Source organism: Pseudomonas sp. Larv2_ips (assembly GCF_963879675.1).
GTDB lineage: Bacteria > Pseudomonadota > Gammaproteobacteria > Pseudomonadales > Pseudomonadaceae > Aquipseudomonas.
On record NZ_CAWOAW010000014.1, the window covers coordinates 974,128 to 1,001,030 of the forward strand.

At 61.9% G+C, this 26,903-nt stretch carries 21 protein-coding genes and 1 pseudogene; 9 read left to right on the top strand and 13 right to left on the bottom strand.

Annotated elements, in window-relative coordinates; all coding sequences use genetic code 11:
• Positions 1 to 120 precede the first annotated feature (120 nt).
• Entirely contained in the window at positions 121 to 2,160 is a 2,040-nt protein-coding gene (locus tag AACV02_RS11025) for a M10 family metallopeptidase C-terminal domain-containing protein (protein WP_119739538.1), read from the top strand.
• Here the strand turns inward: AACV02_RS11025 and AACV02_RS11030 are convergent.
• On the bottom strand, positions 2,117 to 3,031 hold the full coding sequence (locus AACV02_RS11030) for a LysR family transcriptional regulator (protein WP_119739540.1): 915 nt from the start codon (positions 3,029 to 3,031) through the stop codon (positions 2,117 to 2,119). The two genes, AACV02_RS11025 and AACV02_RS11030, sit on opposite strands and share 44 nt — an antisense overlap.
• A 14-nt stretch (positions 3,032 to 3,045) precedes the next feature.
• Positions 3,046 to 3,702 carry a peroxiredoxin-like family protein gene (locus AACV02_RS11035; protein ID WP_119739542.1) on the bottom strand — a complete coding sequence of 219 codons (657 nt, stop codon included), beginning with the start codon at positions 3,700 to 3,702 and terminating at the stop codon, positions 3,046 to 3,048.
• A gap of 238 nt (positions 3,703 to 3,940) precedes the next feature.
• Between AACV02_RS11035 and AACV02_RS11040 the strand changes: the two genes are divergently transcribed.
• Both AACV02_RS11040 and AACV02_RS11045 read left to right on the top strand, forming a co-directional pair.
• Positions 3,941 to 4,114 carry a type II toxin-antitoxin system HicA family toxin gene (locus tag AACV02_RS11040; protein ID WP_119739544.1) on the top strand — a complete coding sequence of 58 codons (174 nt, stop codon included), beginning with the start codon at positions 3,941 to 3,943 and terminating at the stop codon, positions 4,112 to 4,114.
• Between the two features lie 18 nt (positions 4,115 to 4,132).
• A pseudogene (locus tag AACV02_RS11045) lies at positions 4,133 to 4,219 on the top strand (type II toxin-antitoxin system HicB family antitoxin); the annotation flags it as partial.
• Positions 4,220 to 4,231: 12 nt separating this feature from the next.
• Here AACV02_RS11045 and AACV02_RS11050 read toward each other — a convergent pair.
• Positions 4,232 to 5,428 (bottom strand): MFS transporter, encoded by a 1,197-nt coding sequence (locus AACV02_RS11050; protein ID WP_106576768.1) that lies wholly within the window; start codon positions 5,426 to 5,428, stop codon positions 4,232 to 4,234.
• A 178-nt stretch (positions 5,429 to 5,606) separates the two neighbouring features.
• Between AACV02_RS11050 and AACV02_RS11055 the strand changes: the two genes are divergently transcribed.
• Positions 5,607 to 6,221, top strand: coding sequence for a DUF5666 domain-containing protein (locus tag AACV02_RS11055; RefSeq protein WP_119739547.1), 615 nt, complete (start codon positions 5,607 to 5,609; stop codon positions 6,219 to 6,221).
• 132 nt (positions 6,222 to 6,353) lie between these two features.
• On the opposite strand, the gene AACV02_RS11060 is transcribed toward AACV02_RS11055, so the two are convergent.
• The 8 genes from AACV02_RS11060 to gcl all read right to left on the bottom strand — a co-directional run bounded on the left by AACV02_RS11060 (position 6,354) and on the right by gcl (position 15,822).
• Positions 6,354 to 7,358, bottom strand: coding sequence for a sulfate ABC transporter substrate-binding protein (locus AACV02_RS11060; RefSeq protein ID WP_106576766.1), 1,005 nt, complete (start codon positions 7,356 to 7,358; stop codon positions 6,354 to 6,356).
• 105 nt (positions 7,359 to 7,463) lie between these two features.
• Positions 7,464 to 8,288 (bottom strand): ion transporter, encoded by an 825-nt coding sequence (locus AACV02_RS11065; protein WP_106576765.1) that lies wholly within the window; start codon positions 8,286 to 8,288, stop codon positions 7,464 to 7,466.
• Positions 8,289 to 8,319: 31 nt separating this feature from the next.
• Entirely contained in the window at positions 8,320 to 9,192 is an 873-nt protein-coding gene (locus AACV02_RS11070; protein ID WP_119739549.1) for an urea transporter, read from the bottom strand.
• Between the two features lie 119 nt (positions 9,193 to 9,311).
• Positions 9,312 to 10,727, bottom strand: a complete 1,416-nt coding sequence (gene pyk, locus AACV02_RS11075; protein ID WP_106576763.1) for a pyruvate kinase — start codon at positions 10,725 to 10,727, stop codon at positions 9,312 to 9,314.
• Complete coding sequence (locus tag AACV02_RS11080) at positions 10,717 to 11,997, bottom strand: glycerate kinase type-2 family protein (protein ID WP_119739551.1); 1,281 nt, start codon at positions 11,995 to 11,997, stop codon at positions 10,717 to 10,719. The genes pyk and AACV02_RS11080 overlap by 11 nt, the downstream gene beginning before the upstream one ends.
• 190 nt (positions 11,998 to 12,187) lie before the next feature.
• Positions 12,188 to 13,078 (bottom strand): 2-hydroxy-3-oxopropionate reductase, encoded by an 891-nt coding sequence (locus AACV02_RS11085; protein WP_106576761.1) that lies wholly within the window; start codon positions 13,076 to 13,078, stop codon positions 12,188 to 12,190.
• A gap of 175 nt (positions 13,079 to 13,253) precedes the next feature.
• Positions 13,254 to 14,036, bottom strand: a complete 783-nt coding sequence (gene hyi, locus AACV02_RS11090; RefSeq protein ID WP_119739553.1) for a hydroxypyruvate isomerase — start codon at positions 14,034 to 14,036, stop codon at positions 13,254 to 13,256.
• 10 nt (positions 14,037 to 14,046) lie between these two features.
• Positions 14,047 to 15,822: a glyoxylate carboligase gene (gene gcl / locus AACV02_RS11095; RefSeq protein WP_119739554.1), complete on the bottom strand. Its 1,776-nt coding sequence runs from the start codon at positions 15,820 to 15,822 to the stop codon at positions 14,047 to 14,049.
• Between the two features lie 256 nt (positions 15,823 to 16,078).
• Between gcl and AACV02_RS11100 the strand changes: the two genes are divergently transcribed.
• Positions 16,079 to 16,519, top strand: coding sequence for a GlcG/HbpS family heme-binding protein (locus AACV02_RS11100; protein ID WP_106576758.1), 441 nt, complete (start codon positions 16,079 to 16,081; stop codon positions 16,517 to 16,519).
• A gap of 119 nt (positions 16,520 to 16,638) precedes the next feature.
• Here the strand turns inward: AACV02_RS11100 and AACV02_RS11105 are convergent, their stop codons facing one another.
• Positions 16,639 to 17,097, bottom strand: a complete 459-nt coding sequence (locus AACV02_RS11105) for an REP-associated tyrosine transposase (RefSeq protein WP_119739555.1) — start codon at positions 17,095 to 17,097, stop codon at positions 16,639 to 16,641.
• 209 nt (positions 17,098 to 17,306) lie between these two features.
• Positions 17,307 to 17,912, bottom strand: coding sequence for a TetR/AcrR family transcriptional regulator (locus AACV02_RS11110; protein ID WP_083359383.1), 606 nt, complete (start codon positions 17,910 to 17,912; stop codon positions 17,307 to 17,309).
• Positions 17,913 to 18,153: 241 nt separating this feature from the next.
• Here AACV02_RS11110 and AACV02_RS11115 point away from each other — a divergent pair, with 241 nt between their 5' ends.
• Genes AACV02_RS11115 through AACV02_RS11130 form a run of 4 tightly spaced genes read left to right on the top strand, consistent with a single transcriptional unit; the run spans position 18,154 to position 26,896 of the window.
• The gene (locus AACV02_RS11115) at positions 18,154 to 19,281 is read left to right on the top strand and encodes an efflux RND transporter periplasmic adaptor subunit (protein WP_119739556.1); all 1,128 of its coding nucleotides are present in this window, start codon (positions 18,154 to 18,156) and stop codon (positions 19,279 to 19,281) included.
• 13 nt (positions 19,282 to 19,294) lie between these two features.
• Complete coding sequence (locus AACV02_RS11120) at positions 19,295 to 22,357, top strand: efflux RND transporter permease subunit (RefSeq protein WP_106576755.1); 3,063 nt, start codon at positions 19,295 to 19,297, stop codon at positions 22,355 to 22,357.
• Positions 22,358 to 22,361: 4 nt separating this feature from the next.
• Positions 22,362 to 25,487, top strand: coding sequence for an efflux RND transporter permease subunit (locus tag AACV02_RS11125; RefSeq protein ID WP_119739557.1), 3,126 nt, complete (start codon positions 22,362 to 22,364; stop codon positions 25,485 to 25,487).
• A complete protein-coding gene (locus tag AACV02_RS11130; protein ID WP_119739558.1) occupies positions 25,484 to 26,896 on the top strand; it encodes an efflux transporter outer membrane subunit in 1,413 nt (470 codons plus the stop codon). Before AACV02_RS11125 ends, AACV02_RS11130 begins: the two co-directional genes overlap by 4 nt.
• Positions 26,897 to 26,903 lie beyond the last annotated feature (7 nt).

Here is a 26,903-nt window from a genome sequence, read left to right on the forward strand (position 1 = left end):
TGAAACATAGTCAGGGCTGGTGCGCGGTTTTTTGATGTGGGAGGTTAGTTTGGCGGTTAAGTAGGTTGCCGCGTCTTGGGCCCTGTTTCGGGTCGGCTTAATGTTTTCAAAGGATGTTATATGCGCGTTGCCTCTTCATTTGTTGCCCATCCTCTACATCAGCCTAAATTGCCTGAATTCAGTGCGCCGGCTTTCACACACCTTGCCCACGTCTCCATGGCGCCAGCCCAGAAGCCCGCTTTTGGCACGCAGGAGGCCGCCAACCAGATCCTGCGGGGAGGCTATCGCCATTACGATCGCGATGGCGACGGTAAAATCGAATTGTCTTTTACCCTTGACGAAAAGTTCTCTGCCAAACAAAAAGTGTCCATTCGCCAGGCACTTCAAATGTGGCAAGACGTGACCACGATTATATTCAAAGAAAATTCAACCTGCGCCGACGGTTCAATAACCATTGCAGCCGATCCTCGTACCAGTGGTGGCGTGTCACAGTTACCCAATCAGTATTACGGTGACATGAAAACCACCATTGGAACGCAGGGCGCTCGCGAAGTCCCCGCGCACGGCGATTACTTTTTATTTACCGCAGTTCATGAGTTGGGGCACGCCCTGGGCCTTGGTCACCCTGGCGAATATGGCAAGCGAGTACACACCTATGCACAGACCGCATACGAGCAAGACACCAAGGCCTGCAGCGTAATGAGTTATTGGGATGAAACCAATCAACCGGGCCATGACTTCCAACAGCGCCATCCGTGCGTGCCGATGAAAGATGACATTGGCGCGATACAAAAACTCTACGGTGCCAATGTCAATACGCGACCTACCGACACGACCTACGGGTTCAACTCCAACACGGGCCGTGATCACTTGAGCCTTGCGTCCGCGAATGATGCGCCGATCTTTTGCATTTGGGATGGGGGCGGCAATGACACGCTGGACGTTTCCGGGTTTTCCCAGGATCAGGCCATCAACCTGCACGCTGAGTCGTTTTCCAGTGTGGGCGGCTTGAAGGGCAATGTATCCATCGCCGAGGGCGTTACGCTGGAAAACGCTGTCGGCGGTTCGGGCAACGACCAAATCAACGGCAACGAGGTGGGCAACAGACTCCGCGGTGGCGCGGGCGCGGACAGGTTGCGCGGCGGTGGCGGCGCGGATGTTTTTGTGTACGACAGTGCGAGCGATTCTACGCTTGGCCAGCCAGACGAGATTCTGGATTTCACCAGTGGCACCGACAGGATCGATCTTTCCGGCCTGTTGAAAAATACCTCCATCAGGCATTTTTACGTGGTTGAGCAGTTCACGGGACGAGCCGGCGAGATCGTCCTCAGCCATGACCAGAGCAGTGGCGCTGGTAGCTTGAGCCTTGACCTTACCGGCCAGGGCAAAGCCGATTTGTTTCTCAAAAGTGTGGGGAGGATTCGCGCCAGTGACATTGTCACGGGCACCGGGTCCGGGCTTGGGCTGACGGGCCTCAAACGCCAACGCAGCTCCACGCCGGGGCTTCTATCGGGCCTCAAGGCGCACGATACCGTCTATGGCTTCAACGCCAACAGCGGTGAGCGCTCAAGCAGCCTGCATGCCGGCAGCGGCGCGCCGCGTTTCCTGGTACAGGACGCGGGTGGCAATGACACCCTGGATTTTTCCGGTTTCGAGCATCACCAAACCATCGATTTGCGCCATAACTCCGCTTCCAGCGTGGGCGGTCTGCGCAACAACGTCGCCATCGCCAAAGGCGTTGTCGTGGAGAATGCGATTGGCGGCTCCGGCCAGGACACGCTCATTGGCAACGCGGTGGACAACGTCCTCACTGGCGGTGCTGGCGGCGATGTGCTCTGGGGTGTGGGCGGTAGAAACACGTTCAAATATGACCAGGCCAGTGACTCGACCGGTCACGATGCCGATGTGCTCATGGATTTCGCCAGTGGCGAGGACACTGTCGATCTGAGGGCACTGGCCAAACAGTACGCAACCCCCTTGCGCCTGGTGCAAGACTACACGGGGCGCGTTGGCGACACCGTAATCAACTACCACCCACAGAGCGGCCGCTACGTTGTGGGCATCGACCTGCTGGGCCACCGCCGGTCTGACTTCCTGATCAAGAGCGCGCGTTTGATCAAGCCCCAGGATGTGCTTGGCCTGACTGCGCATCGGCGCTGATCAGGGTTTGCACGTACTCCACAAACGCGCGTGCCTTGGCACTCGCCATCCTGCCAGTAGGGAACACTGCCCATAAATCAATCGGCGGCAGTTGCCAGTCAGTCAGCACCGGCTTGACCTCACCACTCGCCAGTTCCGGGGCAAACATCCAGGTCGATGCCATGGTCAGGCCCAAATGGTTCAGCACCGCGGCGCGCACGCCCTCTGCGGCGGTGACGCGGATGCGGCCGCGGGCGACGACCGGGTAGTGACTGTCGCCCTGGCTGAACGTCCAGTTTGAGCCGCCGCCCAGGCTGTAGATGATTGCCTGGTGTTGCAGCAAATCCGCCGGGGTGGCCGGCTCGCCACAGCGTTCGAAGTAGGCCGGGGTGGCGAGGATTTGCCGCGGGGATTGGCCGATCTTGCGGGCGGTAAGGCCCGAGTCGCTCAAGTTGCCCATGCGCAGGGCGACGTCGATGCCTTCTTCCACCAGGTTGAGGCTGTGGTCGTTGAGCACCACTTCGACGTTCAGGGCGGGGTATTGCGCCAGGAACGCGCCCAGGTGAGGAATGATGTGCAACCGGGCGAAGGTGGTTGCGGCGCTGATGCGCAAGTTGCCCGACAGCCCGGCGCCTGCACCGCGCGCGGCGTCGTCGGCCTCGTTGGCTTCGTCGATGGCGCGCCTGGCTTTTTCGAAAAACGCCAGGCCTGCCTCGGTCGGTGTCAGGCCGCGCGTGGAGCGCAACACCAACCGCACCGCCAGGCGCGCTTCCAATTGCGCGATGCTTTTGGAGACAGCGGGCTGGCCTATCCCCAAGCGTTTGGCGGCAGCTGAGAACGAGCCGGTTTCGACCACGTTCACGAAGGTTTCCATGGCGGTGAGGCGGTCCATCGGGTGTCCTTGGGTTATTGAGTGAGGGCGTCGAGCATCGCCGACGGTTCTGGGCGTTGAGTGTAATCCGGGTTGACCTCGGCGTAACGAATCACGCTGTCCTGGCCGATCACGTAGCGCGCTGGCATCGGCAGGGTCCAGGCCGGGTCGTCATTGATCAGCGGCAAGTTGTTGCCCAGGGCCTTGTAGAGTTCGATCAGGTAGTCCGGCAGTTGAAAGCGCAGGCCGAATGCATCGGCAACGTCGTTGTGGGTATCGCTGAGGATCGGGAAACCCAGCTCGGTGATGCGTTCGGATTTACGGCTGTTGGCGGCAGTCTGCGGCGACAGGGCCAGCAGGCTCGCGCCGTGGTCTTTCAACGTCGGCAAAAAGGTTTGCAGCGCTTGCAGCTCCATATTGCAATACGGGCACCACACGCCGCGGTAGAACGCCAGCACCAAGGGGCCGTTGGCCAACAGATCGGCTGAGGACACCCACGTACCGTTGGCATCCTTGAGGCTGAACAGCGGCGCCTTGTCACCCACCTTCAACGCACGCTGTGCGGCGCCGGACGCGATCAGCTCGGCCGTGGCGCGTTCCATGATCGGATGGATATGCGCCGGCGCGTTGTAGGGAGGCTTGCCGGCTTTGAAGTCAGCACGGAAGGCATCAAGTGTGGCTTGAAGTGTCATTGCGATATTCCCTCAGGAGATAAGCCGAGTTGGCGGGAGGGATAATGGGCGCGGCGGGGCGGGCGAAGAAGCAGGGTGAGGCGCATAGCAATTATGCCCTGCGGGAATAAACACCGCTTATTTCCACTCTTTAGGCATACAGCCGTCACTCCCGTTAAAGCAATCTGCGCTTGAGCAAATAACTCCAGGGTTACGTTTATCAAGCCGGGCCAAGAAGGCTGAGGCGCAAAGCGGGTTATTGATCAAGGAGCTGCAAGACGCGGGTGGGGTGCTGGATCGGGTCACCGGCAGCCATCCTATTTTTACTCACCGCTATAACCCGTACACGATCCTGGTGCCGCATCCCAAGAAGGACGTGCCCCTGGGCACCGTCAAAAGCATCAGGAAACGCGCCGGGCTGTTTCAGTGTTGAGCAGAGCATTCATGCAACCAACGAATCGACCGCTATGTGCGCGAGCACAAGGTCAAAAGCCGCTCGTCATTTCTGGCGGATGCGGCCCTGGAGAAGTTGGTGCGCGCCTGGTTGCGGTCAGGCTGTGGCAACGGCCACCGTGCGCGAAGCACTCAGGAACCGCAACAACGCCACCAGTGGGAACGCACTGCCCACCAGCATCACGCCCAGCCAGCCGCCGTGTTCATACACACTGCTGGCAATCGCCGAGCCGAAGGCGCCGCCGATGAAGATGCTGGTCATGTACAGCGCGTTCAAGCGGCTGCGGCTGTTGGCGTCGAGGGCGTAGATGGCGCGTTGGCCGAGGACCATGTTCATCTGCACGCAGAAGTCCAGCACCACACCGGTGACGGCCAGGCCGATCACGCTGTACAGCGGATGCACGAAGGCGGGCAAAAAGCTCAAGGCGGCAAACAGCATCGCCAGCAGCGAAGCGCGGTGCGTGTGGCCGGCGTCGGCCAGGCGGCCAGCGATAGGCGCGGCGATGGCGCCCAAGGCACCGACAAGGGCGAACAGCGCGATCTCGCTTTGGCTCAAGCCGTGGTTGCGCGACAGTTCCAGCGGGGCGGCAGTCCAGAACAGGCTGAACGTGGCGAACATGCAACCCTGGTAGAACGCGCGCTGGCGCAAGACCGGTTGCTGGCGCAGCAGCGTGCCAAGGGAGCGCAGCAGCTGGCCGTAGCTGGCGCTGTGGTCGGGCTGGCGCTTGGGGATGGTCATCAGCAGGACCACGCTGATGAAAGCCATCAATGCCGCGGCGGCCATGAACATCGCGCGCCAGCCGAAGTGGTCGGCCACCACGCTGGACACCGGCCGTGCCAGCAGAATGCCGAGCAACAGGCCGCCCATGATGCTGCCAACCACGCGGCCCCGGGATTCGGCGGGCGCCAGGTGCGCCGCCAGCGGGATCAGGATTTGCACCGAGACAGAACTGAAGCCGATCAGCAACGACACAAGCAGGAACAAATTCGGCTGCTCGGTAAAGGCAGCACCCAGTAGGCTGGCGATGGCCAACACGGTGGTGGCGATCATCAGCTTGCGGTTTTCCAGCAAGTCGCCCAGCGGCACCAGAAAAAACAGGCCCAAGGCGTAGCCGATTTGTGTCAGGGACACGATCAGGCTGGCCATCGCCGGCGTCAGGCCAATGTCGGGTGCAATCAGTTCGATGATCGGTTGGGCGTAGTAGATGTTGGCAACAATGGCGCCGCAACAGAACGCAAACAGCATCACCATGCCTCGGGTCATGGTGCTTGAAGCGTGTGGGGTAGCGTTCATGGTGTTCTCGTTAAAGCGAAGGAAGAGGGCGTGCGAGAGTAAAGACAATCGCATGGCCGGAGTAGGGCGCTGTGGGTGATAACACTCATGCCGCAAATTAATGACTGAATCGTTAACTTTTGAGTCGAACGGCAATGATACATTCAGTCACAACTGCCGAAACAGGAAATCCACTTTCATGAAAATTTCGCTGAACAAGATGATCCTGGCTTCAACCCTGGCCGCCGCCATGGCCATTGGCTTGGCCAATGCCGCCGAGGCTCCGCGGGTCGGTGTGCGCGGCGCCATTACGGCGATCGATGGTGACGCAATGTACGTCAAGGTCAACAGCGGCGCAGACGTCACCGTGCACCTGACCAAAGACACCCAGGTCCGCGCCGTCACCCTGGCCAAGATTGATGAAATCAAGCCCGGCAGCTACATCGGGTCGGCCGCCATGCCGAATGCCGATGGCACCCTGACTGCCCTGGAAGTTCACGTGTTTCCACCGGCCATGGCCGGCACGGGGGATGGGCACCGTGCGTTTGACTTGAAAGAAGGCAGCAGCATGACCAACGGCACCGTCGGCGATCTGGTGGTCAGCAACGGGCGCACCTTGACCGTGAAGTACAAAGGCGGCGAGCAGAAGATTGTGGTGCCGGATGATGTGCCGATCGTCAACCTGGAGCCAGGGGATCGCAGTTTGTTGAAGCCCGGTGTGAAGGTGGTGATGTTTGCATCGCAGGCGGCGGATGGGACGGTTACCGCTCAGGCGATTTCGGCCGGTAAGGACGGCGTGACACCGCCGATGTAACGGCCAAAACACAGAGCCAAATGTGGGAGCGGGCTTGCTCGCGAAAGCGCAGTGTCAGTCATCGAATCAATCGACTGAACCACCGCCTTCGCGAGCAAGCCCGCTCCCACATTGTTTACCGCGTTTATTCAGTTACTGACCGCTGTAGATCTGATCAAAAATCCCACCATCATTGAAGTGGGTTTTCTGCACGGTGCGCCAGTCACCAAAGGTCTTCTCCACCGACAGGAAGTCGACTTTCGGGAAGCGGTCGGTGTACTTGGCCAACACCTTCGGGTCGCGGGGACGCAGGTAGTTGTTGGCTGCGATTTCCTGACCTTCAGGCGACCACAGGTACTTCAAGTAATCTTCGGCCGCCACGCGGGTGCCTTTTTTCTCAACCACTTTGTCGACCACCGACACCGGTGGCTCCGCTTCGGCGGAAACGCTTGGGTAGATCACTTCGAACTGATCACGGCCGAACTCACGCGCGATCATTTCTGCCTCGTTTTCAAAGGTCACCAGCACGTCGCCGATCTGGTTGGTCATGAACGTGGTGGTGGCTGCACGGCCGCCGGTGTCCAGCACTGGCGCGTGTTTGAACAGTTCGCCAACGAACTTCTTCGCCTTGTCTTCATCGCCGCCGTTCTTGAGCACATAACCCCAGGCCGACAGGTAGGTGTAGCGGCCATTACCCGAGGTTTTCGGGTTGGGCACGATTACTTGCACGCCATCCTTGAGCAGGTCCGGCCAGTCTTTGAGGGCCTTGGGGTTGCCCTTGCGCACGATAAACACCGTGGCGGAGGTGAACGGCGCGCTGTTGTTCGGCAGGCGGGTGACCCAGTTGTCCGGCACCAGCTTGCCGTTGTCCGCCAGGGCATTGATGTCGGTGGCCATGTTCATGGTGATCACGTCAGCCGGCAGGCCGTCGATCACCGAGCGCGCCTGTTTGCTGGAGCCGCCGAAGGACATCTGCAAGGTCAGCTTGTCGTTCGGGTGCTCGGCTTCCCAGTGCTTCTGGAAGGCGGCGTTATAGTCTTTGTAGAAGTCGCGCATCACGTCATAGGAGACGTTGAGCAGTGTGACGGGGGCAGCCTGTACGGCGCCCGCCAGGGCTAGGCCGGCGGCCAGTAAAGAGGCGCTAACGAGTTTTTTCACTGCTCATTCCTTGTTGTTCGAGAAGGTTGTCGATTGAGTGGGGGCATTTTGCCACTGACTATAGCCGCGCCCGTATAGACGTTTAAAGATTAAAACGAACTTTGCTTATTCCACTTTACGAAACAGATTGCTGCCACAGCGCGAGCAAAACGCTGCGTTGGGCTCGTGGTTGTCTTTCTGGCACACCGGACAATCGTGCTGCAGCTGTTCGCCGCGCATGGCACTGGCCAATTCAGCGGTAAAAATCCCCGTGGGCACGGCGATGATCGAATAACCGGTGATCATCACCAGCGACGAGATGACCTGGCCCAGCGGAGTCTTCGGCACGATGTCGCCAAAGCCCACGGTGGTGAGCGTCACGATCGCCCAGTAGATGCCTTTGGGAATACTGGTAAACCCGTGTTCCGGGCCTTCGATCACGTACATCAGCGTGCCGAATACGGTCACCAGGGTGCACACGCTCAGCAGAAACACCACGATCTTCTGCTTGCTGCCACGCAGCGCCGCCATCAGATAGTTGGCTTGCTTGAGGTAGGGGCTGAGCTTGAGCACGCGGAAAATCCGCAGCATCCGGATGATGCGGATGATCAGCAGGTACTGCGCGTCGCTGTAATACAGCGCGAGGATGCCGGGCACGATGGCGAGTAAATCCACCAGCCCATAAAAACTGAACGCATAGCGCAACGGCTTGGGCGAGCAATACAGCCGCAGGCCGTATTCGATGGCGAAGATGACGGTAAAGCCCCACTCGATATAGGCCAGCACGTCGGCGTAGTTATCGTGCACGGTCTGGATACTGTCGAGGATCACGATCACAAGGCTGGCGAGGATGATCAGCAACAGGGTGCTGTCGAAGCGCCGGCCGGCCACGGTGTCGCTTTGGAACACCATTACATAGAGGCGCTGACGCCAGTCGTTGTTGCTGTCCATAAAACCCGCCCAAATCGAATATCGGGCAAGCCTAGGGGGATTCGAACGGGCTGTCCACGCGGGCTTTGAACATCCGCTGGCTGGCGTGTACCAGCCAGCAGGCCAGGACAAACGGGGCCGTCAATGCGGGCAGGTGCAGGGCGGTGAAACCGGGCGTGAGGATGACCGCCAGAAGGATGCCGAGCAGCGGCTGCCAGGGGCGGCGGCATGACTGGCTTAACGCCAGCGCGGCCAGCGCCGGGTTGTAGCTGTGCAGACCGAGGAGGGCGCTGGCCGGTTCGTCCAGCCACAGGGCGATCAACACGCCGGTAGCGGCGCCCGTGAGTGCCCATAGTGCGGCGCGGCGGTTGGCCAGCAACAGGCCAAGCGCAATCAGCGCGCCAGCCAACGGCCGGTCCAGCAGCATGATTTGCGCAAGCCCGGTGAACGGCGCGGTGAGCACGTCCAGGGTGTCGGGTGCGGTGAGCGTGAATGTGCTGTCAGGCACTGTGCCCACCAGCAACCAGCCGAGGCCCACAAAGGGCGCGGTGTAGGCGGGCAAGTCATGTGGCGCAGTGGCGTGTTTCAACCATTGCCGCGTGAGCATCGCACTCAGGCCGCCGCACGCCAGGATCAGCGGCGGCAACAAGGCCGACCAGGCGAAGTGCTGGCTGATCAGCAAGCCCAGCAGCACGCCGTTGTAGCTGTAAAGGCCAGCTTGGCGTTCGGCCTTGGGATAACCCCGGCGCTGGGCAGTGAGCAAACCGGCGACGCCACCCAATAATGCGCCGCCGAATAAGGCCGGGGCGCCGATCAGGATGGCCAGCAGGCACAGCAAGCCACACAGCGGCTGGCGTTGCAGGAAGATCTGGCTGAAACCGTTGAGCAGGGCTTCGGCCCAGTCGGGGCAGGTTGGGTTGTGCATGGTGGTTAGTCAGTGAGACAGAGTCGTCCCCAATCGCAGGCAAGCCAGCTCCCACATTTGAACGCATTGCAGATCAAAATGTGGGAGCGGGCTTGCCCGCGATGAGGCACTTACAGACGCTAAATCAACGTCTCGATGCGCAACGAGTTGGTCGACCCCGGCTGCCCGAACGGCACCCCCGCCGTAATCACCAACGTATCCCCGCGCTGCGCCATGCCTTGCGCCTGAGCAATCTCCAGCGCCGTGGAACACACCTCATCCACCTGGCGCAGTCGATCGTTGACCACCGAATGCACGCCCCACGCCACGCTCAAGCGCCGCGCCGTGGACAGGTTTGGCGTAAGGTTGAGGATCGGCGCCACCGGCCGCTCCCGCGCCGCGCGCAGGCTGGAGCTGCCGGACTCGCTGTAGTTGACCAGCACCGCCACCGGCAGAATGCTGCTGATACGCCGAATCGCGCAGCTGATTGCGTCTGACACCGTGGCGTCCGCCTTCGGCCGGCTGACGTCCAGCTGCGTCTGGTAGTCCGGGCCGTTTTCCACTTGGCGGATGATCTTGCTCATCATCTGCACGGCTTCCAGCGGGTATTCACCCGAAGCGGTTTCCGCCGACAGCATCACCGCGTCTGCGCCTTCGGCCACCGCGTTGGCCACATCCGTCACTTCGGCGCGGGTCGGCGCAGGCGAAAAGCGCATGGATTCGAGCATCTGCGTGGCCACCACCACCGGTTTGCCCAGCTGGCGGCAGGTGCTGATGATGTCTTTCTGGATTTGCGGCACGCTTTCGGCGGGCACTTCCACGCCCAGGTCGCCTCTGGCCACCATGATTGCGTCACTCAGCTCAGCGATTTCCTGCAAGCGTAGGACGGCGGACGGCTTTTCGATCTTGGCCATCAAAAACGCCTTGTCGCCGATCAACTCGCGGGCCTCGCGGATATCTTCCGGGCGCTGCACGAATGACAGCGCCACCCAGTCCACGCCCAGCTCCAGGCCGAAACTCAGGTCGCGGCGGTCCTTGGCGGTCAGTGGGCTGAGTTCCAGCAAGGCTTGTGGCACATTCACGCCTTTGCGGTCGGACAGTTCGCCGCCATTGAGCACGGTGGTGTCGATGGCCTCGGCATGTTTGGTGATCACCCGCAGGCGCAGCTTGCCGTCGTCGAGCAGCAGGTCCATGCCCGGCTCCAGCGCCGCGATGATTTCCGGGTGGGGCAGGTTGACCCGGCATTGATCGCCCGGCGTTGGGTCCAGGTCCAGACGCAACGCCTGGCCGCGCACCAGTTGCACCTTGCCCTCGGCAAACGTGCCCACGCGCAGCTTCGGCCCTTGCAGGTCCATCAGGATGCCCAGTGGGTAATTGAGCTGGCGCTCCACCTGGCGGATCCACTGGTAGCGTTGGGCATGATCGGCGTGGTCGCCATGGCTGAAGTTGAGGCGAAAGATATTCACCCCGGCCTCCACCAGCTCGCGGATGTCATCGATGCCGTCGGTGGCCGGGCCCAGGGTGGCGAGGATTTTGACCTTCTTGTCAGGCGTCATGTTTGGCAGTCTCAAGAATCAGGATGGCGCGGAAATCATTGACGTTGGTGCGGGTCGGCTCAGTGATGATCAAGCCGTCGAGGGCGGCGAAATAGCCGTAGCCATTGTTGTTGTCCAGCTCGTCGCTGGCCGACAGGCCCAGGGCTTCGGCGCGGGCGTAGCTGGCGGGGGTCATGATCGCGCCGGCGTTGTCTTCCGAGCCGTCGATGCCGTCGGTGTCGCCGGCCAGGGCGTAGACGCCGGGCAGGCCCTTGAGGCTGTCGGTGAGGCTGAGCAGGAACTCGGCATTGCGCCCACCACGGCCATCGCCGCGCACGGTGACGGTGGTTTCACCGCCGGAGAGGATCACGCACGGTGCCGCCAGCGGCTGGCCATGCTGCACGATCTGCCGGGCAATGCCGGCGTGCACCTTGGCCACATCCCGCGCTTCGCCTTCGAGGTCGCCGAGGATCAGCGGGCTGAACCCGGCCTGGCGCACTTTCACCGCCACGGCTTCCAGCGACTGCTGTGGGCGGGCGATCAGTTGGAAGTGGCTGCGCGCGAGCACAGGGTCGCCGGGCTTGACGGTTTCCGACGCGGGGTCTTGCAACCAGCTGCGCACCGAAGCGGGCGCGTCGATGCTGTAACGCTTGAGGATTGCCAGGGCTTGCTGCGAGGTGCTTGGGTCGCCGACGGTGGGGCCGGAGGCGATGACGGTGGCCTGATCGCCCGGCACGTCGGAGATCGCGTAGGTGTAGACCGTTGCCGGCCAAGCCGCCTTGGCCAGGCGCCCGCCCTTGATCGCCGAGAGGTGCTTGCGCACGCAATTCATCTCGCCAATGGTCGCGCCGGATTTGAGCAGGGCTTTGTTGATGGTCTGCTTGTCGGCCAGGGTGATGCCTTCGGCGGGCAGCGCCAGCAAGGCCGAACCGCCACCGGAGAGCAGGAAGATCACGCGGTCGTCTTCGGTGAGGTTGCCGATCAGTGCCAGCACGCGTTTGGCCACCGCCAGGCCGGCGGCATCGGGCACCGGATGTGCGGCTTCGACCACTTCGATTTTTTTGCACGGTGCGCCGTGGCCGTAGCGGGTGACCACCAGGCCCGAAACGTCGCCTTGCCAGCACTCCTCGACCACGAGAGCCATGGCCGCTGCGGCTTTGCCGGCGCCGATCACGATCACACGGCCGCTGCGGTCGGCGGGCAGATAAGGTTCAAGCACTTGCCGGGGGTGGGCGGCGTCGATGGCTGTGGCAAACAGCTCGCGAAGCAGGTGTTGCGGATCGACCGACATAAGCGGGCTCCCGGGGATTTTTTGTTATTAGATAGGCATCAATTTCAGACTTGGAATGCGATCAAATGTGGGAGCGGGCTTGCCCGCGAATGCGGTCTTTCATTCAACATCCGTGCTGACTGACCTGGCGCATTCGCGAGCAAGCCCGCTCCCACATTCGACCGCATTTCAACGGGAGGAGCGGTGTGGGTTACTTATCGCGAATCGAAAAATTCGCCATGTGCTCCAGGCCCTTGATCAGCGCCGAATGGTCCCAATTGCCGCCGCCAATCGCCGTGCAGGTACTGAACACCTGCTGCGTACCGGCGGTGTTCGGCAGGTTGATGCCCAGCTCCTTGGCACCGGCCAGTGCCAGGTTCAAATCCTTCTGGTGCAGGTTGATGCGGAAGCCCGGATCGAAGGTGCCTTTGATCATGCGCTCGCCATGCACTTCCAGAATCTTCGAGGAAGCAAAGCCGCCCATCAGCGCTTCACGCACCTTGGCTGGGTCGGCGCCGTTTTTCGAGGCGAACAGCAGCGCTTCGGCCACCGCCTGAATATTCAGCGCGACGATGATCTGGTTGGCGACCTTGGCGGTCTGGCCATCGCCGTTGCCGCCGACCAGGGTGATGTTCTTGCCCATGCTCTGGAACAGGGGCAAAGCGCGTTCGAAGGTCTGCGGCTCGCCACCGACCATGATGCTCAAGGTGCCGGCCTTGGCGCCGACTTCACCACCGGACACCGGGGCGTCGAGGTACTGCGCGCCGGTTTCGTTGATCTTCGCCGCGAACCCCTTGGTGGCGGTGGGCGAGATCGAACTCATGTCGATCACCACCTTGTTCGGCGACAGGCCGGCCGCGACGCCATCCTTGCGGAACAGCACGTCATCGACCTGCGGGGTGTCGGGCACCATGACGATGATGAACTCAGCTTCCTGCGCCACTTGCTGCGGGTTGGCCAGGGCCACTGCGCCCGCGTCGATCAGGGCCTGCGGGGCTTTGCCGTGGTGTTCGGAGAGGAACAGTTGGTGACCTGCTTTCTGCAGGTTCGCAGCCATGGGCTCGCCCATGATGCCGGTGCCGATAAATCCGATTTTAGCCATGATCAAAATCCTCTTTTTATTAGGTGTATGGGCCTGGCACGGCCGTCTAAACACAGGAGATCCAATGTGGGAGCGGGCTTGCTCGCGAAGGCAGTCTGACACTCAGCATTGATGTCGACTGATACACCGCTTTCGCGAGCAAGCCCGCTCCCACATTTGGTCCGTGTTTGTTCAATCAGATCGCGTTGTGGCTCTTGAGCCAGCCAAGACCCGCTTCAGTCGTGGTCAACGGCTTGTATTCACAGCCGACCCAACCCGTATAACCAATGCGGTCCAGATGCTCGAACAGGAAGCGATAGTTGATCTCCCCGGTTCCCGGCTCGTTACGCCCCGGGTTGTCCGCCAGCTGGATGTGGTTGATCTCATCCAGGTGCGCGGCCATGGTCCGGGCCAGATCGCCTTCCATGATTTGCATGTGATAGATGTCGTACTGCAGGAACAGGTTGGCACTGCCCACCTGCTCGCGAATCGACAGGGCCTGCGCCGTGTTGTTGAGGTAGAAGCCCGGGATGTCACGGGTGTTGATCATCTCCATGACCAGCTTGATGCCCGCGGCTTGCAGCTTGTCGGCGGCGTACTTGAGGTTGGCGACAAAAGTTTTTTCCACGGTTTGGTCGTCAACGCCTTGCGGCCGGATGCCGGCCAGGCAGTTAATCTGGGTATTGCCCAGCACCTGGGCGTAGGCGATGGCCAGCTTGACCCCGGCGCGGAACTCCTCGATCCGGTCCGGGTGGCACGCCACGCCGCGTTCGCCCTTGGCCCAGTCACCGGCCGGCAAGTTGAACAGCACTTGGGTCAGGCCGTTGGCGTCCAGGTGCGCCTTGATCTCGGCGGAGCTGAACTCGTACGGGAACAGGTACTCGACCCCCTGGAAGCCGGCATCGGCAGCCGCTTTGAAACGGGCGAGAAAGTCCTGCTCGGTAAACAGCATGGACAGGTTGGCGGCAAAACGCGGCATAGGGTTCTCCTTAATCGAGCAGGGAAATGGCAGTCGGCGCATCGTTGCCGACCAGGGCCAGATCTTCGAATTCGTTGACGGCGTTGATCTCGGTGCCCATGGAAATATTGGTCACGCGCTCCAGAATAATCTCAACAATCACCGGAACCTTGAATTCTTCGATCATTTCCTTGGCCTTGCGCAGCGCCGGGGCGATCTGGCCCGGTTCGAATACACGCAGTGCCTTGCACCCCAGGCCTTCGGCGACGGCCACGTGATCGACGCCATACCCATTGAGTTCCGGGGCGTTGAGGTTGTCGAAGGACAGCTGCACGCAGTAGTCCATCTCAAACCCGCGCTGGGCCTGGCGGATCAACCCGAGGTAGGAGTTGTTCACCACCACGTGGATGTACGGCAGCTTGAACTGCGCGCCCACGGCCAGCTCTTCGATCATGAACTGGAAGTCATAGTCGCCCGACAGCGCCACCACTTTGCGGCTCGGGTCAGCCTTGACCACACCGAGCGCGGCCGGAATGGTCCAGCCCAAGGGACCGGCCTGGCCGCAGTTGATCCAGTGACGTGGCTTGTAGACGTGCAGGAATTGCGCGCCGGCAATCTGCGACAGGCCGATGGTGCTGACGTAGCAGGTGTCTTTGCCGAACACCTGGTTCATCTCTTCATACACGCGTTGCGGCTTGACCGGCACGTTGTCGAAGTGGGTCTTGCGGTGCAGGGTGGCCTTGCGCTCCTGGCAGTCGTGCAGCCAGGCGCTGCGGTCCTTGAGTTTGCCGGCGGCTTTCCACTCGCGGGCCACTTCAATGAACATCGTCAGGGCGGAGCCGGCATCGGAAACGATGCCCAGGTCCGGGGTGAACACACGGCCAATCTGCGTCGGCTCGATGTCGACGTGGATGAATTTGCGCCCTTCGGTGTACACCTCCACCGAGCCGGTGTGGCGGTTGGCCCAGCGGTTGCCGATACCCAGCACTACGTCCGATTTGAGCAGCGTCGCGTTGCCATAACGGTGCGAGGTTTGCAGGCCGACCATGCCGACCATCTGCGGGTGATCGTCCGGGATCGTGCCCCAGCCCATCAGCGTCGGGATCACCGGAATGCCGGTCAATTCGGCGAACTCCACCAGCAGTTCGCTGGCGTCGGCGTTGATCACGCCGCCACCGCTGACCAGCAATGGCCGTTCGGCCTGCTCCAGCAGCGCCAACGCTTTTTCGACCTGGATGCGCGTGGCCAATGGTTTGGCCAGGGGCAGCGGCTGGTAGGCGTCGATGTCGAATTCGATCTCGGCCATCTGCACGTCGAATGGCAGGTCGATCAGCACCGGGCCTGGGCGGCCGGAGCGCATTTCATAGAAGGCTTTCTGGAACGCGTAAGGCACTTGGCCCGGCTCCAGGACGGTGGTCGCCCACTTGGTCACCGGCTTGACGATGCTGGTGATGTCGACGGCCTGGAAATCCTCTTTGTGCATGCGTGCACGCGGGGCCTGGCCGGTGATGCACAGAATCGGGATCGAGTCGGCCGAGGCGCTGTACAGGCCGGTGACCATGTCGGTGCCCGCCGGGCCCGAGGTGCCGATGCACACACCGATATTGCCGGCCTTGGTGCGGGTGTAGCCCTCGGCCATGTGCGAGGCGCCTTCAACGTGGCGAGCAAGGACGTGATCGATGCCACCGACCTTCTGCAAGGCCGAATACAGCGGGTTGATGGCGGCGCCTGGAATGCCGAAGGCGGTGTCTACGCCTTCACGGCGCATCACCAGGACGGCGGCTTCGATTGCTCTCATTTTGCTCATGGTTTTGGTGCCTCTTGCGTTTTGTAATTGTATACAAGTGGTTTCTGGTCGAAGTGTATTCACGGCGAGCGGGGCAGGTCAATGCATTTTATAAACTCGCCTTTACGCAGGTCTGGATAGATTTTTTCGACGTATGGAGCCTTTGTGCGGAAATATTGTATACAAAAAATAATTTCATTGTGTTCTATTTGTTTGATCGAGCTTCTGATCAAACAGGCTTCAACCCTTTCCCAATAACAAAAGAAGGACGGCACCCATGAGCGCTTTAACCTTGAAACTCGCCACCCAACTGGCCAGCCAGGCCCTCACCGCAGGCCGCACCATATGCGCCGCGCCGCTGACCATTGCGGTGCTCGACAGCGGCGGCCACTTGGTTACCCTGCAACGCGAAGACGGCGCCAGCCTGCTGCGCCCGCAAATCGCCATCGGCAAGGCCTGGGGCGCGATTGCGCTGGGCAAGGGTTCGCGCTTGCTGGCGTTGGATGCGCAGCAGCGCCCGGCATTTATCGCGGCGTTGAACAGCCTCGGGCAGGGCAGCGTGGTGCCCGCGCCGGGCGGCGTGTTGATTCGGGATCAGGCGGGGGCGGTACTGGGGGCGATCGGGATCAGTGGGGACACTTCGGATATTGATGAGCAGTGCGCGATTACGGCGATTGAGGGGGTGGGGTTGTTGGCGGATGCGGGGGTGTCTGCTTGATTTGAGATGACTGGGCTGGCCCCTTCGCGAGCAAGCCCGCTCCCACAGTTTTTTGACCGTGTTCACAGATTAAATGTGGGAGCGGGCTTGCTCGCGAAGGCGACGACTCGGTCCCGGCTCTATACCCAAACCGCATCCCACAGCGGATAGTCGCCAATGCGCTTCACCAACCCGGCCCGCAGAGGGTTGGCGACAACATACCTGGCCATTTTCACCAAGTCGTCTTCCTTGCGCAGCGCACGATCATGAAAGCTGGTCTGCCACAGCCGCCCCTTGCGGCCCGTGGCACCGTTCACAGTCCGAGTGCTTTTGGATTTCACCTGGCACAGCAGATCCCCCAGCGAGCCTTTTTTCAGTTCGATCAGCCAGTGAAAATGGTCAGGCATCACCACCCAGGCCAGGGAGTTAGCCAGCCCTTGGTACTGGGCCAATCTGAACTGCCAGACCACCAGGCGACCGAGGTGAAAGTCGCTGAATATTGGTACGCGTTCGTGGGTGTTGGTGGTGATCAGGTAGGTGCGATTTGATTCGCTGAATCGGCCGATGCGCAGGCGGTGTGAGGTCGCGTGATCAGGCATTCCATTGCCTCCCTTCAGAGAGTGTTCTGAGAGGCTAGATCCTAGTGACGGATGCTGATCGTCAGGCTTTTGGCAGGATGTGTCTGGGAGGGCGCTTTCGCGAGCAAGCCCGCTCCCACATTGGCTCTAAGGTGTTCATACACTGTGTGTCTAGCGCAAAAACCTGTGGGAGCGGGCTTGCTCGCGAATGGCACAGGCGCCGCGGTCTCTCAGTCCGGCTCACACCCCTTAAGCACCAACCGAATAATCGTCTGCGCCGCCGCTTCATAATCGGCCTCATCCAGCTTGGCCTTGCCGGTCACCGCCGATATCTGCCAATCAAAGTCGGCGTAGGTCTGCGTCGCCGCCCAAATGCTGAACATCAGGTGGTTGGGGTCAATGGCGGCAATCAGGCCGCGATCCACCCAGCTCTGGATGCAGTCGATGTTGTGCTTGGCCTGGGCGTTCAGTTGCTCGACCTGCTGACTGCTCAGGTGCGGTGCGCCGTGCATGATTTCGCTGGCGAATACCTTGGAGGCAAACGGCAGGTCGCGGGAGATGCGGATCTTGGAGCGGATGTAATTGCTCAGCACCACCGCGGGCTCGCCGTCTGGATTGAACGGCGTGGACGCCGCCAGGATCGGCTCGATAATGCTTTCGAGCACCTCGCGGTAGAGGTTGTCCTTGCTCTTGAAGTAGTAATAGACGTTGGGCTTGGGCAGCCCGGCCTTGGCGGCGATGTCGCTGGTTTTGGTCGCGGCGAAGCCCTTGTCGGCAAACTCCTCGCTGGCCGCCCGCAGGATCATTTCTTTATTGCGCTCGCGAATGGTGCTCATAAACCAGGATTTTCCTTGCCAGGACAGGCGGTCGAGCATGGTAGCACCGGCTTGACGCAGCGCTCAAGAATGCCGGCGCAGCCCTTGTACGCCGGGCCTTGCAGCTGACTTTGTCTGTCTTGATGCTGAACGCATTCACGGTAGTACAGGCACAGGCTGGGCGCGCTGCTAGAGTTCAGAGCAAGGACGCGGCCATCCGGGTCTGCGTTCAGTCCTGTATTCGGCGTTCGAGTGAGAAACCGTGGAGAAAAGCAGACGACGTACGTTCGCCTGGGTTGTTGGCGCGTTATTGGTGGTGGCGCTGTTGATTGGCCTGGGCATGCATTTGTTTGGCGGCGCCCATAAAGGCAAGCCCGTGTCCCCCGGCGAACCGGTGGCAGCAGTGCCGGTGGCCTTGCAGGATGTGCCGGTGTACATCGACGCCCTCGGCACCGTCACGCCCACCCGCAGTGTCACGGTGGTGACCCAGGTCGATGGCATCCTCAGCAGCGTGGAATTCAAGGAAGGCCAGCACGTCAGCAAAGGCCAGGTCATCGCCCGTATCGACGACCGCGCGCTCAAGGCGCAGCTGGCCGTGGCCAAGGGCACCCTGGCTCACGACCAGGCAGTGTTGAGCAATGCCCAGCGCGACCTGGCCCGTTACCGCGACCTGGTCAAAGCCGGCTCCACCAGCCAGCAAACCCTCGACACCCAAGCCTCGCTGGTGCAGCAACAACAAGGCACTGTGGCCGCCGACCAAGGCAACGTACAAAACCTCGAAGTGCAATTGAGCTACTGCACCATCACCTCTCCGGTGGATGGCGTGGTCGGCCTGCGCCTGGTCGATCCTGGCAACTACGTGACCACCGCCAGCACCACTGGCATCGTGGTGATCACCCAGATGAACCCGGCCACCGTGGTGTTTGCCGTGCCCGAAGATGACCTGGGCGCGATCAACCAGGCCATGTCCCATGGCAGCGTCACGGTGTTGGCCTACGACCGCAACAAGAAATCCCTGCTTGCCACCGGCGCGCTGCTGGCGCTGGACAACGAGGTGGACACCAGCACCGGCACGATCAAGGTCAAGGCGCAGTTCGATGATTCGGGCAATGCGCTGTTTCCCAATCAGTTCGTCAATGCGCGGCTCAAGGCCGACACTTTGAGCCAGATCGCCGTGGTCCCGACCCGTGCGATCCAGCACGGCAGCAAGGGCGACTTCGTGTTTGTGGTCAACGGCAACAAGGCCAGCCTGCGCACGATCAAGACCGGCCCGTCCAGCGGCGATGTCTCGGCGGTGCTCGACAATGGCGTCAAGGCCGGTGAGCAGGTGATCACCGAAGGCGCCGACAAGCTCGACGACGGCTCGGCGGTGAAGGTCGTCGCCCAGTGAGGAGCTGCCGAGCATGAATATTTCGCGGCCCTTTATCGAACGCCCGGTGGCCACCACGCTGATGATGGTCGCGGTGTTGCTGCTCGGCCTGTTGGGTTACCACTTGCTGTCGGTGTCGGCGCTGCCGGAGGTGGATTACCCGACCATCCAGGTGTTCACCCAATACCCCGGTGCCAGCCCCGACGTGGTCAGTTCTTCGATCACCGCGCCGCTGGAGCGCCAGCTCGGCGAAATGCCCGGCCTCAAGTCGATGAACTCCACCAGCTCGGACGGCGCCTCGGTGGTGACCCTGCAATTCGACCTGTCGCTGTCGCTGGACGTGGCCGAACAGGAAGTGCAGGCGGCGATCAACGCGGCGGGCACCTTCCTGCCGGCCAACCTGCCGTACCCGCCGGTGTACAGCAAGGTCAACCCGGCAGATGCGCCGGTGCTGACCCTGTCATTGACCTCCGACGTGTTGCCGCTGACCAAGGTCGAAGACCTGGCCGACACGCGCCTGGCACAGAAAATCTCGCAGATCACCGGCGTCGGGCTGGTCACCATCAGTGGCGGCCAGCGCCCGGCGGTGCGGGTCGAGGCCAACACGTCGGCGCTGAACAGCCTCGGCCTGTCCCTGGATGACCTGCGCACCTCGCTCGGTACGGCCAACGTCAACCAGGCCAAGGGCAATATCGATGGCAAGTTTCAGGCCTATTCCATTGGCGCCAACGACCAACTGCAGTCGGCCGAGGAATACCGTGACCTGGTGATTGCCTACAAAAATGGCGCGCCGATTCGCCTGTCGCAGATCGCCAGTTCCACCCAGGGCGCGGAAAACCCCCGCCAGGCGGCGTGGACCAATGACACGCCGTCCATCGTGTTGAACATCCAGCGCCAACCCGGCGCCAACGTGATCGAAGTGGTCGACCGCGTGCAGCAACTGCTGCCCAAATTACGCGCCAGCCTGCCGGGCACCTTGAAGGTCGCGGTGCTCACCGACCGCACCCAGACCATCCGCGCCTCGGTCACCGATGTGCAGTACGAGCTGGGGCTGGCGATTTTGCTGGTGGTGATCGTGATCTTCATCTTCCTGCGCAATATTGCGGCCACGATCATTCCTGCCGTCACCATCCCGCTGACGTTGATCGGCACCCTGGCGGTGGCCTACGCGCTGGGCTTTTCGCTGAACAACCTGACGTTGATGGCATTGACCATCGCCATCGGTTTTGTGGTCGATGACGCCATCGTCATGATCGAAAACATCACGCGCTACCTGGAGGCCGGCGACACCCCGTTGCAAGCGGCGCTCAAGGGCGCGGAGCAGATCGGCTTCACCATCATCTCGCTGTCCATCGCGCTGATTGCGGTGATGATCCCGCTGCTGTTCATGGGCGATGTGGTCGGGCGATTGTTCCGCGAATTCGCCATGACCGTGGCGGTGACCATCGTGATTTCGGCAGTGATTTCACTGACGCTGACGCCCATGATGTGCGCGCGCATGCTCAAGTCCAAGCATGAGGAGCGCCGCCCGGACTTCTTCGACCGCATCAACAACCACTACGTACGCGGCCTGGATTGGGTGTTGGCGCACCGCACCTTGACCCTGATCTCGGTGGTGCTCACCGCCGCGCTGACCTTGTTCACCTTGGTGATCATGCCCAAGGGCTTTTTTCCCGATCAGGACACCGGCCTGATCCAGGGCATTTCCCAGGCCTCGCCGACCATCTCGTTTCAGCAGATGCAGGTTGAACAGCAACGCCTGGCCGCACGCATCCTCAAGGACCCGGCGGTGCTAAGCCTGTCGTCGTTCGTCGGTATCGACCAGACCAACCCGACCATCAACCAGGGCAACTTGCTGATCAACCTCAAGCCGCGTGGCGAGCGAGACAGCAGCACCGAAGTGATCCGCCGCCTGGCCGATGCGAATGCCGACGACGCCGGCATCCGCCTGTACCTGCACTCGGTGCAGGACCTGACCCTGGACGCCACGGTGTCCACCACCAGTTACCGCCTGGGCCTGCAAGCCACCGACCCGGATGAGCTGGAGCAGTGGACCACCAAGCTGCTGGCCGCGATCAAGCAAGACCCGATGTTCACCGACGTGCAAAGCCAGGCCATGCAGTTTGGCAACCAGATCAAGCTGACCTTCGACCGCGCCACCGCCTCGCGCCTGGGGATTACACCGCAGGCCATTGACGATGTGCTGTACGACGCGTTCGGCCAGCGCCAGGTCTCAACCATCTACACCCAGCTCAACCAGTACCACGTGGTGATCGCCACCGACCACCCGCCGCGCAACTTGCCGGACTTGCTCACCGGTTTGTACGTGGATATTCCTGGCGGTGGCGTGGCGCCGCTGTCGAGCATGGCGACCCTGGAGGTGGTGCGTTCGCCGGTCACCATCAACCGGTTGGGGCAGTTTCCCTATGCGGATGTGTCGTTCAACCTCGCGCCCGGCCAGACGCTGGGCGCGGCGGTGACGCGGCTGCAGGACATTGAAGCCAAGGTCGGCCTGCCGTTGTCGGTGCAAGCCAATCTTGAAGGTGCGGCGGCGACGTTCCAGGCATCGCTGTCAAACCAGGTGTTTCTGGTGCTGGCGGCGATCGTGGTGGTGTACCTGATGCTGGGCATTCTGTACGAGAGCTTCGTGCACCCGGTGACCATCCTGTCGACCCTGTTGTCGGCGGCCCTCGGCGCGTTGCTGGCGTTGCTGGTGACGGGCACGCAGTTCGACATCATCGGCCTGATTGGCATTGTGTTGCTGATCGGCATCGTCATGAAAAACGGCATCATGATGGTCGACTTCGCGCTGGAGCTTCTACGTGAGGGCGGCTTGAGCCCGGTAGAAGCGATTCGCCAGGCGGCGGAGCTGCGCTTTCGGCCGATCCTGATGACCAGCATGGCCTCGCTGTTCGGTGCCGTGCCGTTGGCGTTGGGCACCGGCATCGGCTCGGAGCTGCGCCACCCGCTGGGCATCGCGATCATCGGCGGGCTGTTGCTCAGCCAGTTGCTCACGCTGTTTTCCACGCCGGTGATCTTCCTCGCCATGCACGGCCTGGGGCAGCGTTTCAGCCGCCGCCCGGTGGCGCTGGAATGATGCGATGAACCTCAGCGCGCCGTTTATAAATCGCCCGATTGCCACCACGTTGCTGGCGGCCGGGCTGGCGTTGTTTGGTGTGTTGGCCTTCAACCTGTTGCCGGTGGCGCCGCTGCCGGAAGTGGATTTCCCCACCATCAGCGTCAGCGCCTCATTACCTGGCGCCGACCCCACCACCGTCGCCAGCTCCGTGGCCACGCCGCTGGAACGCCAGTTCGGGCAGATCGCCGGGGTCACGCAAATGACCTCGGCCAGCAGCCTCGGCTCCACGCGCATCACCCTGCAGTTCGACTTGAGCCGCGACATCGACGGCGCCGCGCGGGATGTGCAGGCGGCGATCAACGCCGCGCGCAGCAACTTGCCCAGCGACTTGTCCGGCAACCCGACCTACCGCAAGGTCAACCCGGCCGATTCGCCGATCCTGATCATCAGCCTGACCTCCGACAGCGCCACGCCGGGGCAGATGTACGACGCCGCCTCGACCGTACTCGAACAACGCCTGTTGCAGACCACCGGCGTCGGCGACGTCACGGTGGGCGGCGGCGCGTTGCCGGCGGTGCGCATTGAGCTGAACCCGGACCGGCTCAACCAATACGGCGTCAGCCTGGAGCAGGTGCGCCAGGTTATCAGCGCCTCCAACGCCAACTTGCCCAAGGGCAACGTGGCAGTTGGCGACCGCTCGTATGGCATTGGCGCTAATGACCAGTTGCTCGACAGCAACGACTACGGGCCGCTGGTGGTCAAGGCCAAAAACGGCGATCTGATCCACATTGCCGACCTCGGCTATGTGCGCGAAGACGTGCAGGACCTGCGCAACTTCGGCCTGTCCAACGGCAAGCCGGCGGTGCTGCTGGTGGTGTTCAAGCAGCCGGGCGCCAACGTGATCGACACGGTGGATGCGGTGAAAGCCTCGCTGCCGTTTTTGCAAAGCTCGATCCCGGCGTCGATCAAGCTCAACCTGTTGATGGACCGCACCACCACTATTCGCGCGTCGTTGCATGACGTGGAAGTGACCTTGCTGGCCTCGATCCTGCTGGTGACGCTGGTGACCTTCGGTTTCTTCCGCGACTGGCGCAGCACCCTGGTGCCCGCCGTGGTGGTGCCGTTGTCGTTGCTTGGCACCTTTGGCGCGATGTACTTCCTCGGCTACAGCCTGAATAACCTGTCGCTGATGGCGCTGACGATTTCCACCGGCTTTGTGGTCGACGATGCGATCGTGGTGGTGGAAAACATCATGCGCCACCTGGAGCGCGGCAAGACACGGGTCGAAGCCGCGCTGGCCGGGGCGCAGGAAGTCGGCTTTACGGTGCTGACCATCAGCGTGTCGCTGGTGGCGGTGTTTATTCCGTTGCTGCTGATGGGCGGGATTGTCGGGCGGCTGTTTCGCGAGTTCTCGGTGTCGCTGTCGGTGGCCATCGTCATCTCGATGGTGATTTCGCTGACGGTGACGCCGATGCTCGCCAGCGTGCTGCTGCGCGCGCCGAAGGAAATCCGCGAAGGCAATGAACACCCGGATTCACGCTTTCACCGCTTTTACGACCGCACGCTGGGCTGGGTCATCGAGCACTCGATTCTGATGGGCGGAGTGACGGTGCTGGTGATCGTGCTCGCGGGCGTGCTGTACGTGCTGGTGCCCAAGGGCTTTTTTCCCCAGGAAGACACCGGCCGCCTGCAGGGCAGCATCATCGCGGCGCAGAGTATTTCCTACGGGGCGATGCAAAAGGACTTCACCGAGATCAACCACAAGGTCATGCAAAACCCCAATGTGCAAACCGCTGCCGGGTTTGTCGGCGGTGGTGGCGGTGGCGGCGGGGCGGTCAACAGTGCGCAGCTGTTTGTGCTGCTCAAGCCGATTGATCAGCGCAAGGACAGTGCCGTCGATGTGATCGGCCAGATCCGCCGCAGCCTCGGCGATCTGCCTGGCACCAAGCTGTTTTTGCAGGCCGCCCAGGACATCACCGTGGGGGGGCGACAAAGCGGCGCGCAGTACCAATACACGCTGACTGCCGACGACCAGCAATCCCTGGATGAATGGGTGCCCAAGGTGGTGGAAGTGCTGCACACGTTGCCGCAACTCACCGACTTGAACACCGATCAGCAAGACAACAGTCTATTGGCCAATGTGAGCATCAACCGCGACACCGCCGCGCGGCTCGGCGTGGGCATGTCGGCGGTGGACCAGACGCTGTACGACGCGTTCGGCCAGCGTCAGGTCTCGACCCTTTACCGCGCCGCCAACCAGTACCACGTGGTGATGGAAATCGCCCCGCAGTACTGGACCGATCCTCAAGCGCTCGAGGGTATTTACGTGCCGGCCGGCAACACGGCAGTGGCGGCCAAGGGCACCACCGTCGCGCCGAACCTGACCACGCCCACGACGTTGGTGCCGCTGTCCGCGCTGGCCGATAACAGCATCTCGCGCACGGCGATTTCGATCAGCCACCAAGGCACTTTTCCCGCCGTGACCGTCTCGTTCAACCTCGCCCCCGGCACCTCGATCGGCCAGGCCACCGCGCTGGTGGAGGACGCGGTGAAACAGCTGCGCATGCCGGCCAGCGTCACCGGCCAGTTTGCCGGCACGGCCCAGGTGTTCCAGTCGTCGGTGGCCAGCGAGCCGCTGCTGATCGTCGCCGCGTTGCTCTCGGTGTACATCGTGCTGGGCATTCTGTATGAAAACCTGATGCACCCACTGACCATCCTCTCCACCTTGCCCTCGGCGGGCGTCGGTGCGTTGATCGCCTTGCTGCTGACCGGCACCGAACTGTCGATCATCGCGCTGGTGGGCGTGATCCTGTTGATCGGCATCGTCAAGAAGAACGCAATCATGATGATCGACTTCGCGATCACCGAGCGGCGTGAGTTCGGCCTCACGGCCAAGGAAGCGATCCGGCGTGCCTGCCTGATCCGCTTCCGGCCGATCATGATGACAACGCTGGCGGCGATTCTCGGCGCGCTGCCGCTGGTGCTCGGCTCAGGTTATGGCTCGGAACTGCGCCGGCCGTTGGGGATTGCGATTATTGGTGGGCTGTTGCTCAGCCAGGTGCTGACGCTCTACACCACTCCGGTGATTTACCTCTGGCTCGACCGGGCGTCGCAACGCCTGGGGCGGCACAAGGAAGCAAGGTCATGAAACTCAGATATAGCGTGCTGTTGGCCAGCCTGGTGCTGGGGGGCTGCATGGTGGGGCCGGATTACCAGAAACCGGCAATGGAGCTGCCGCAGTCGTTCAAGGAAGACGCGCAGTGGCAGCGCGCGGTGTCCAACCCCCAAGGGGCGCTGGACAGCCAGTGGTGGCTGGCCTATCAGGACCCGGTGCTCAATGATTTGGTGGCGCGTTCGGCCAAGGCCAACCAGTCGATTATTGCGGCCGAGGCGGCGTATCGATTGGCCCAGGCGCAGGTGGCGTCGAGCCGCGCCGGGTTGTGGCCGACGGTGGGCGTGGGCTTGTCCGGTTCGCGCGGCGAGGGCGGCGACGGCAGCACGTCCAGCACCACCACCGCATCGACCGGGGTGAAGAACAGTGTCAGCGCCACCTTGACCGCGAGCTGGGAGCCGGATTTGTGGGGTGAAGTGCGCCGGGGGATCGAATCGAGCCAGGCCACCGCCCAGCAATCGGATGCGCTGCTGGCCGGTGTGCGGTTGTCGATCAGTTCCAGCGTGGCAAGCAATTACCTGGCGTTGCGGCAGATGGATATCGATGTGCGCCTGTTGCAACAGCAGCAGAGCATCAATCAGCAATTGCTCGACATGATCCAGGCGCAGTTCACCCAGGGCGTGGCGACCAATGACCAGTTGCTGGTGGCTCAGGATCAATTGACCACCTCGATAGCCGGCTTGCAGACCTCGCTGCGTGATCGCGAACAGTACGAGCATGCCTTGGCGGTGCTGGTGGGCGTGGCGCCGAGTGAGTTCAGCATTGCGCCACGCACTGATTTTGCATTCGTGGTGCCACGGCCACCGTTGACCCTGGCCTCGACTTTGTTGCAACGCCGGCCTGACGTGGTTGCGGCCGAGCGCTCGGCGGCGGCGGCGAATGCCAAGATCGGCGTGGCGCAGGCGGCGTTCTTTCCCACCCTGGACCTGACTGCCCAGCTGGGGTATCGCGGCAGTGCGCTGGGTGGGTTGTTCTCCCTGCCCAACCGCATCTGGACATTGGGGCCGGCGCTGGCGGAGACGATTTTTGATGGCGGCGCGCGCGAGGCGGCGGTCAAGCAGGCTGAGGCCAGTTATGACCAAATTGCCGCCAACTACCGGGGCACGGTGTTGAGTGCCTTGCAGAATGTCGAGGACAACTTGTCGGCGATCAATCATCTGCAAACCCAGGCGGATGCCTTCCAGCAGGTGTACCAGCGCAATCAGCAGTTGTTCGGCAGTCAGCAAGCGCAGTTGCGCGCAGGCACAGTCAGCCAGGAGACGGTGCTGACCCAGCAACTGGTGTTGCTGCAAGCGGAGCAGAACCTGCGTGATACCCAAGGGCAACTGAGCCAGGGCAGCGTGGCGTTGATCCAGAGCCTGGGCGGTGGTTGGCAGGCGCCCTGATGAGTTG

What these genes read in the sequence shown, in the direction of transcription:
- AACV02_RS11025 (WP_119739538.1), top strand. Translation starts at nt 121, where the DNA reads ATGCGCGTTGCCTCTTCATTTGTTGCCCATCCTCTACATCAGCCTAAA.
- AACV02_RS11030 (WP_119739540.1), bottom strand. Translation starts at nt 3,031, where the DNA reads ATGGACCGCCTCACCGCCATGGAAACCTTCGTGAACGTGGTCGAAACC.
- AACV02_RS11035 (WP_119739542.1), bottom strand. Translation starts at nt 3,702, where the DNA reads ATGACACTTCAAGCCACACTTGATGCCTTCCGTGCTGACTTCAAAGCC.
- AACV02_RS11050 (WP_106576768.1), bottom strand. Translation starts at nt 5,428, where the DNA reads ATGAACGCTACCCCACACGCTTCAAGCACCATGACCCGAGGCATGGTG.
- AACV02_RS11055 (WP_119739547.1), top strand. Translation starts at nt 5,607, where the DNA reads ATGAAAATTTCGCTGAACAAGATGATCCTGGCTTCAACCCTGGCCGCC.
- AACV02_RS11065 (WP_106576765.1), bottom strand. Translation starts at nt 8,288, where the DNA reads ATGGACAGCAACAACGACTGGCGTCAGCGCCTCTATGTAATGGTGTTC.
- AACV02_RS11070 (WP_119739549.1), bottom strand. Translation starts at nt 9,192, where the DNA reads ATGCACAACCCAACCTGCCCCGACTGGGCCGAAGCCCTGCTCAACGGT.
- pyk (WP_106576763.1), bottom strand. Translation starts at nt 10,727, where the DNA reads ATGACGCCTGACAAGAAGGTCAAAATCCTCGCCACCCTGGGCCCGGCC.
- AACV02_RS11080 (WP_119739551.1), bottom strand. Translation starts at nt 11,997, where the DNA reads ATGTCGGTCGATCCGCAACACCTGCTTCGCGAGCTGTTTGCCACAGCC.
- AACV02_RS11085 (WP_106576761.1), bottom strand. Translation starts at nt 13,078, where the DNA reads ATGGCTAAAATCGGATTTATCGGCACCGGCATCATGGGCGAGCCCATG.
- hyi (WP_119739553.1), bottom strand. Translation starts at nt 14,036, where the DNA reads ATGCCGCGTTTTGCCGCCAACCTGTCCATGCTGTTTACCGAGCAGGAC.
- gcl (WP_119739554.1), bottom strand. Translation starts at nt 15,822, where the DNA reads ATGAGCAAAATGAGAGCAATCGAAGCCGCCGTCCTGGTGATGCGCCGT.
- AACV02_RS11100 (WP_106576758.1), top strand. Translation starts at nt 16,079, where the DNA reads ATGAGCGCTTTAACCTTGAAACTCGCCACCCAACTGGCCAGCCAGGCC.
- AACV02_RS11105 (WP_119739555.1), bottom strand. Translation starts at nt 17,097, where the DNA reads ATGCCTGATCACGCGACCTCACACCGCCTGCGCATCGGCCGATTCAGC.
- AACV02_RS11110 (WP_083359383.1), bottom strand. Translation starts at nt 17,912, where the DNA reads ATGAGCACCATTCGCGAGCGCAATAAAGAAATGATCCTGCGGGCGGCC.
- AACV02_RS11120 (WP_106576755.1), top strand. Translation starts at nt 19,295, where the DNA reads ATGAATATTTCGCGGCCCTTTATCGAACGCCCGGTGGCCACCACGCTG.
- AACV02_RS11125 (WP_119739557.1), top strand. Translation starts at nt 22,362, where the DNA reads ATGAACCTCAGCGCGCCGTTTATAAATCGCCCGATTGCCACCACGTTG.
- AACV02_RS11130 (WP_119739558.1), top strand. Translation starts at nt 25,484, where the DNA reads ATGAAACTCAGATATAGCGTGCTGTTGGCCAGCCTGGTGCTGGGGGGC.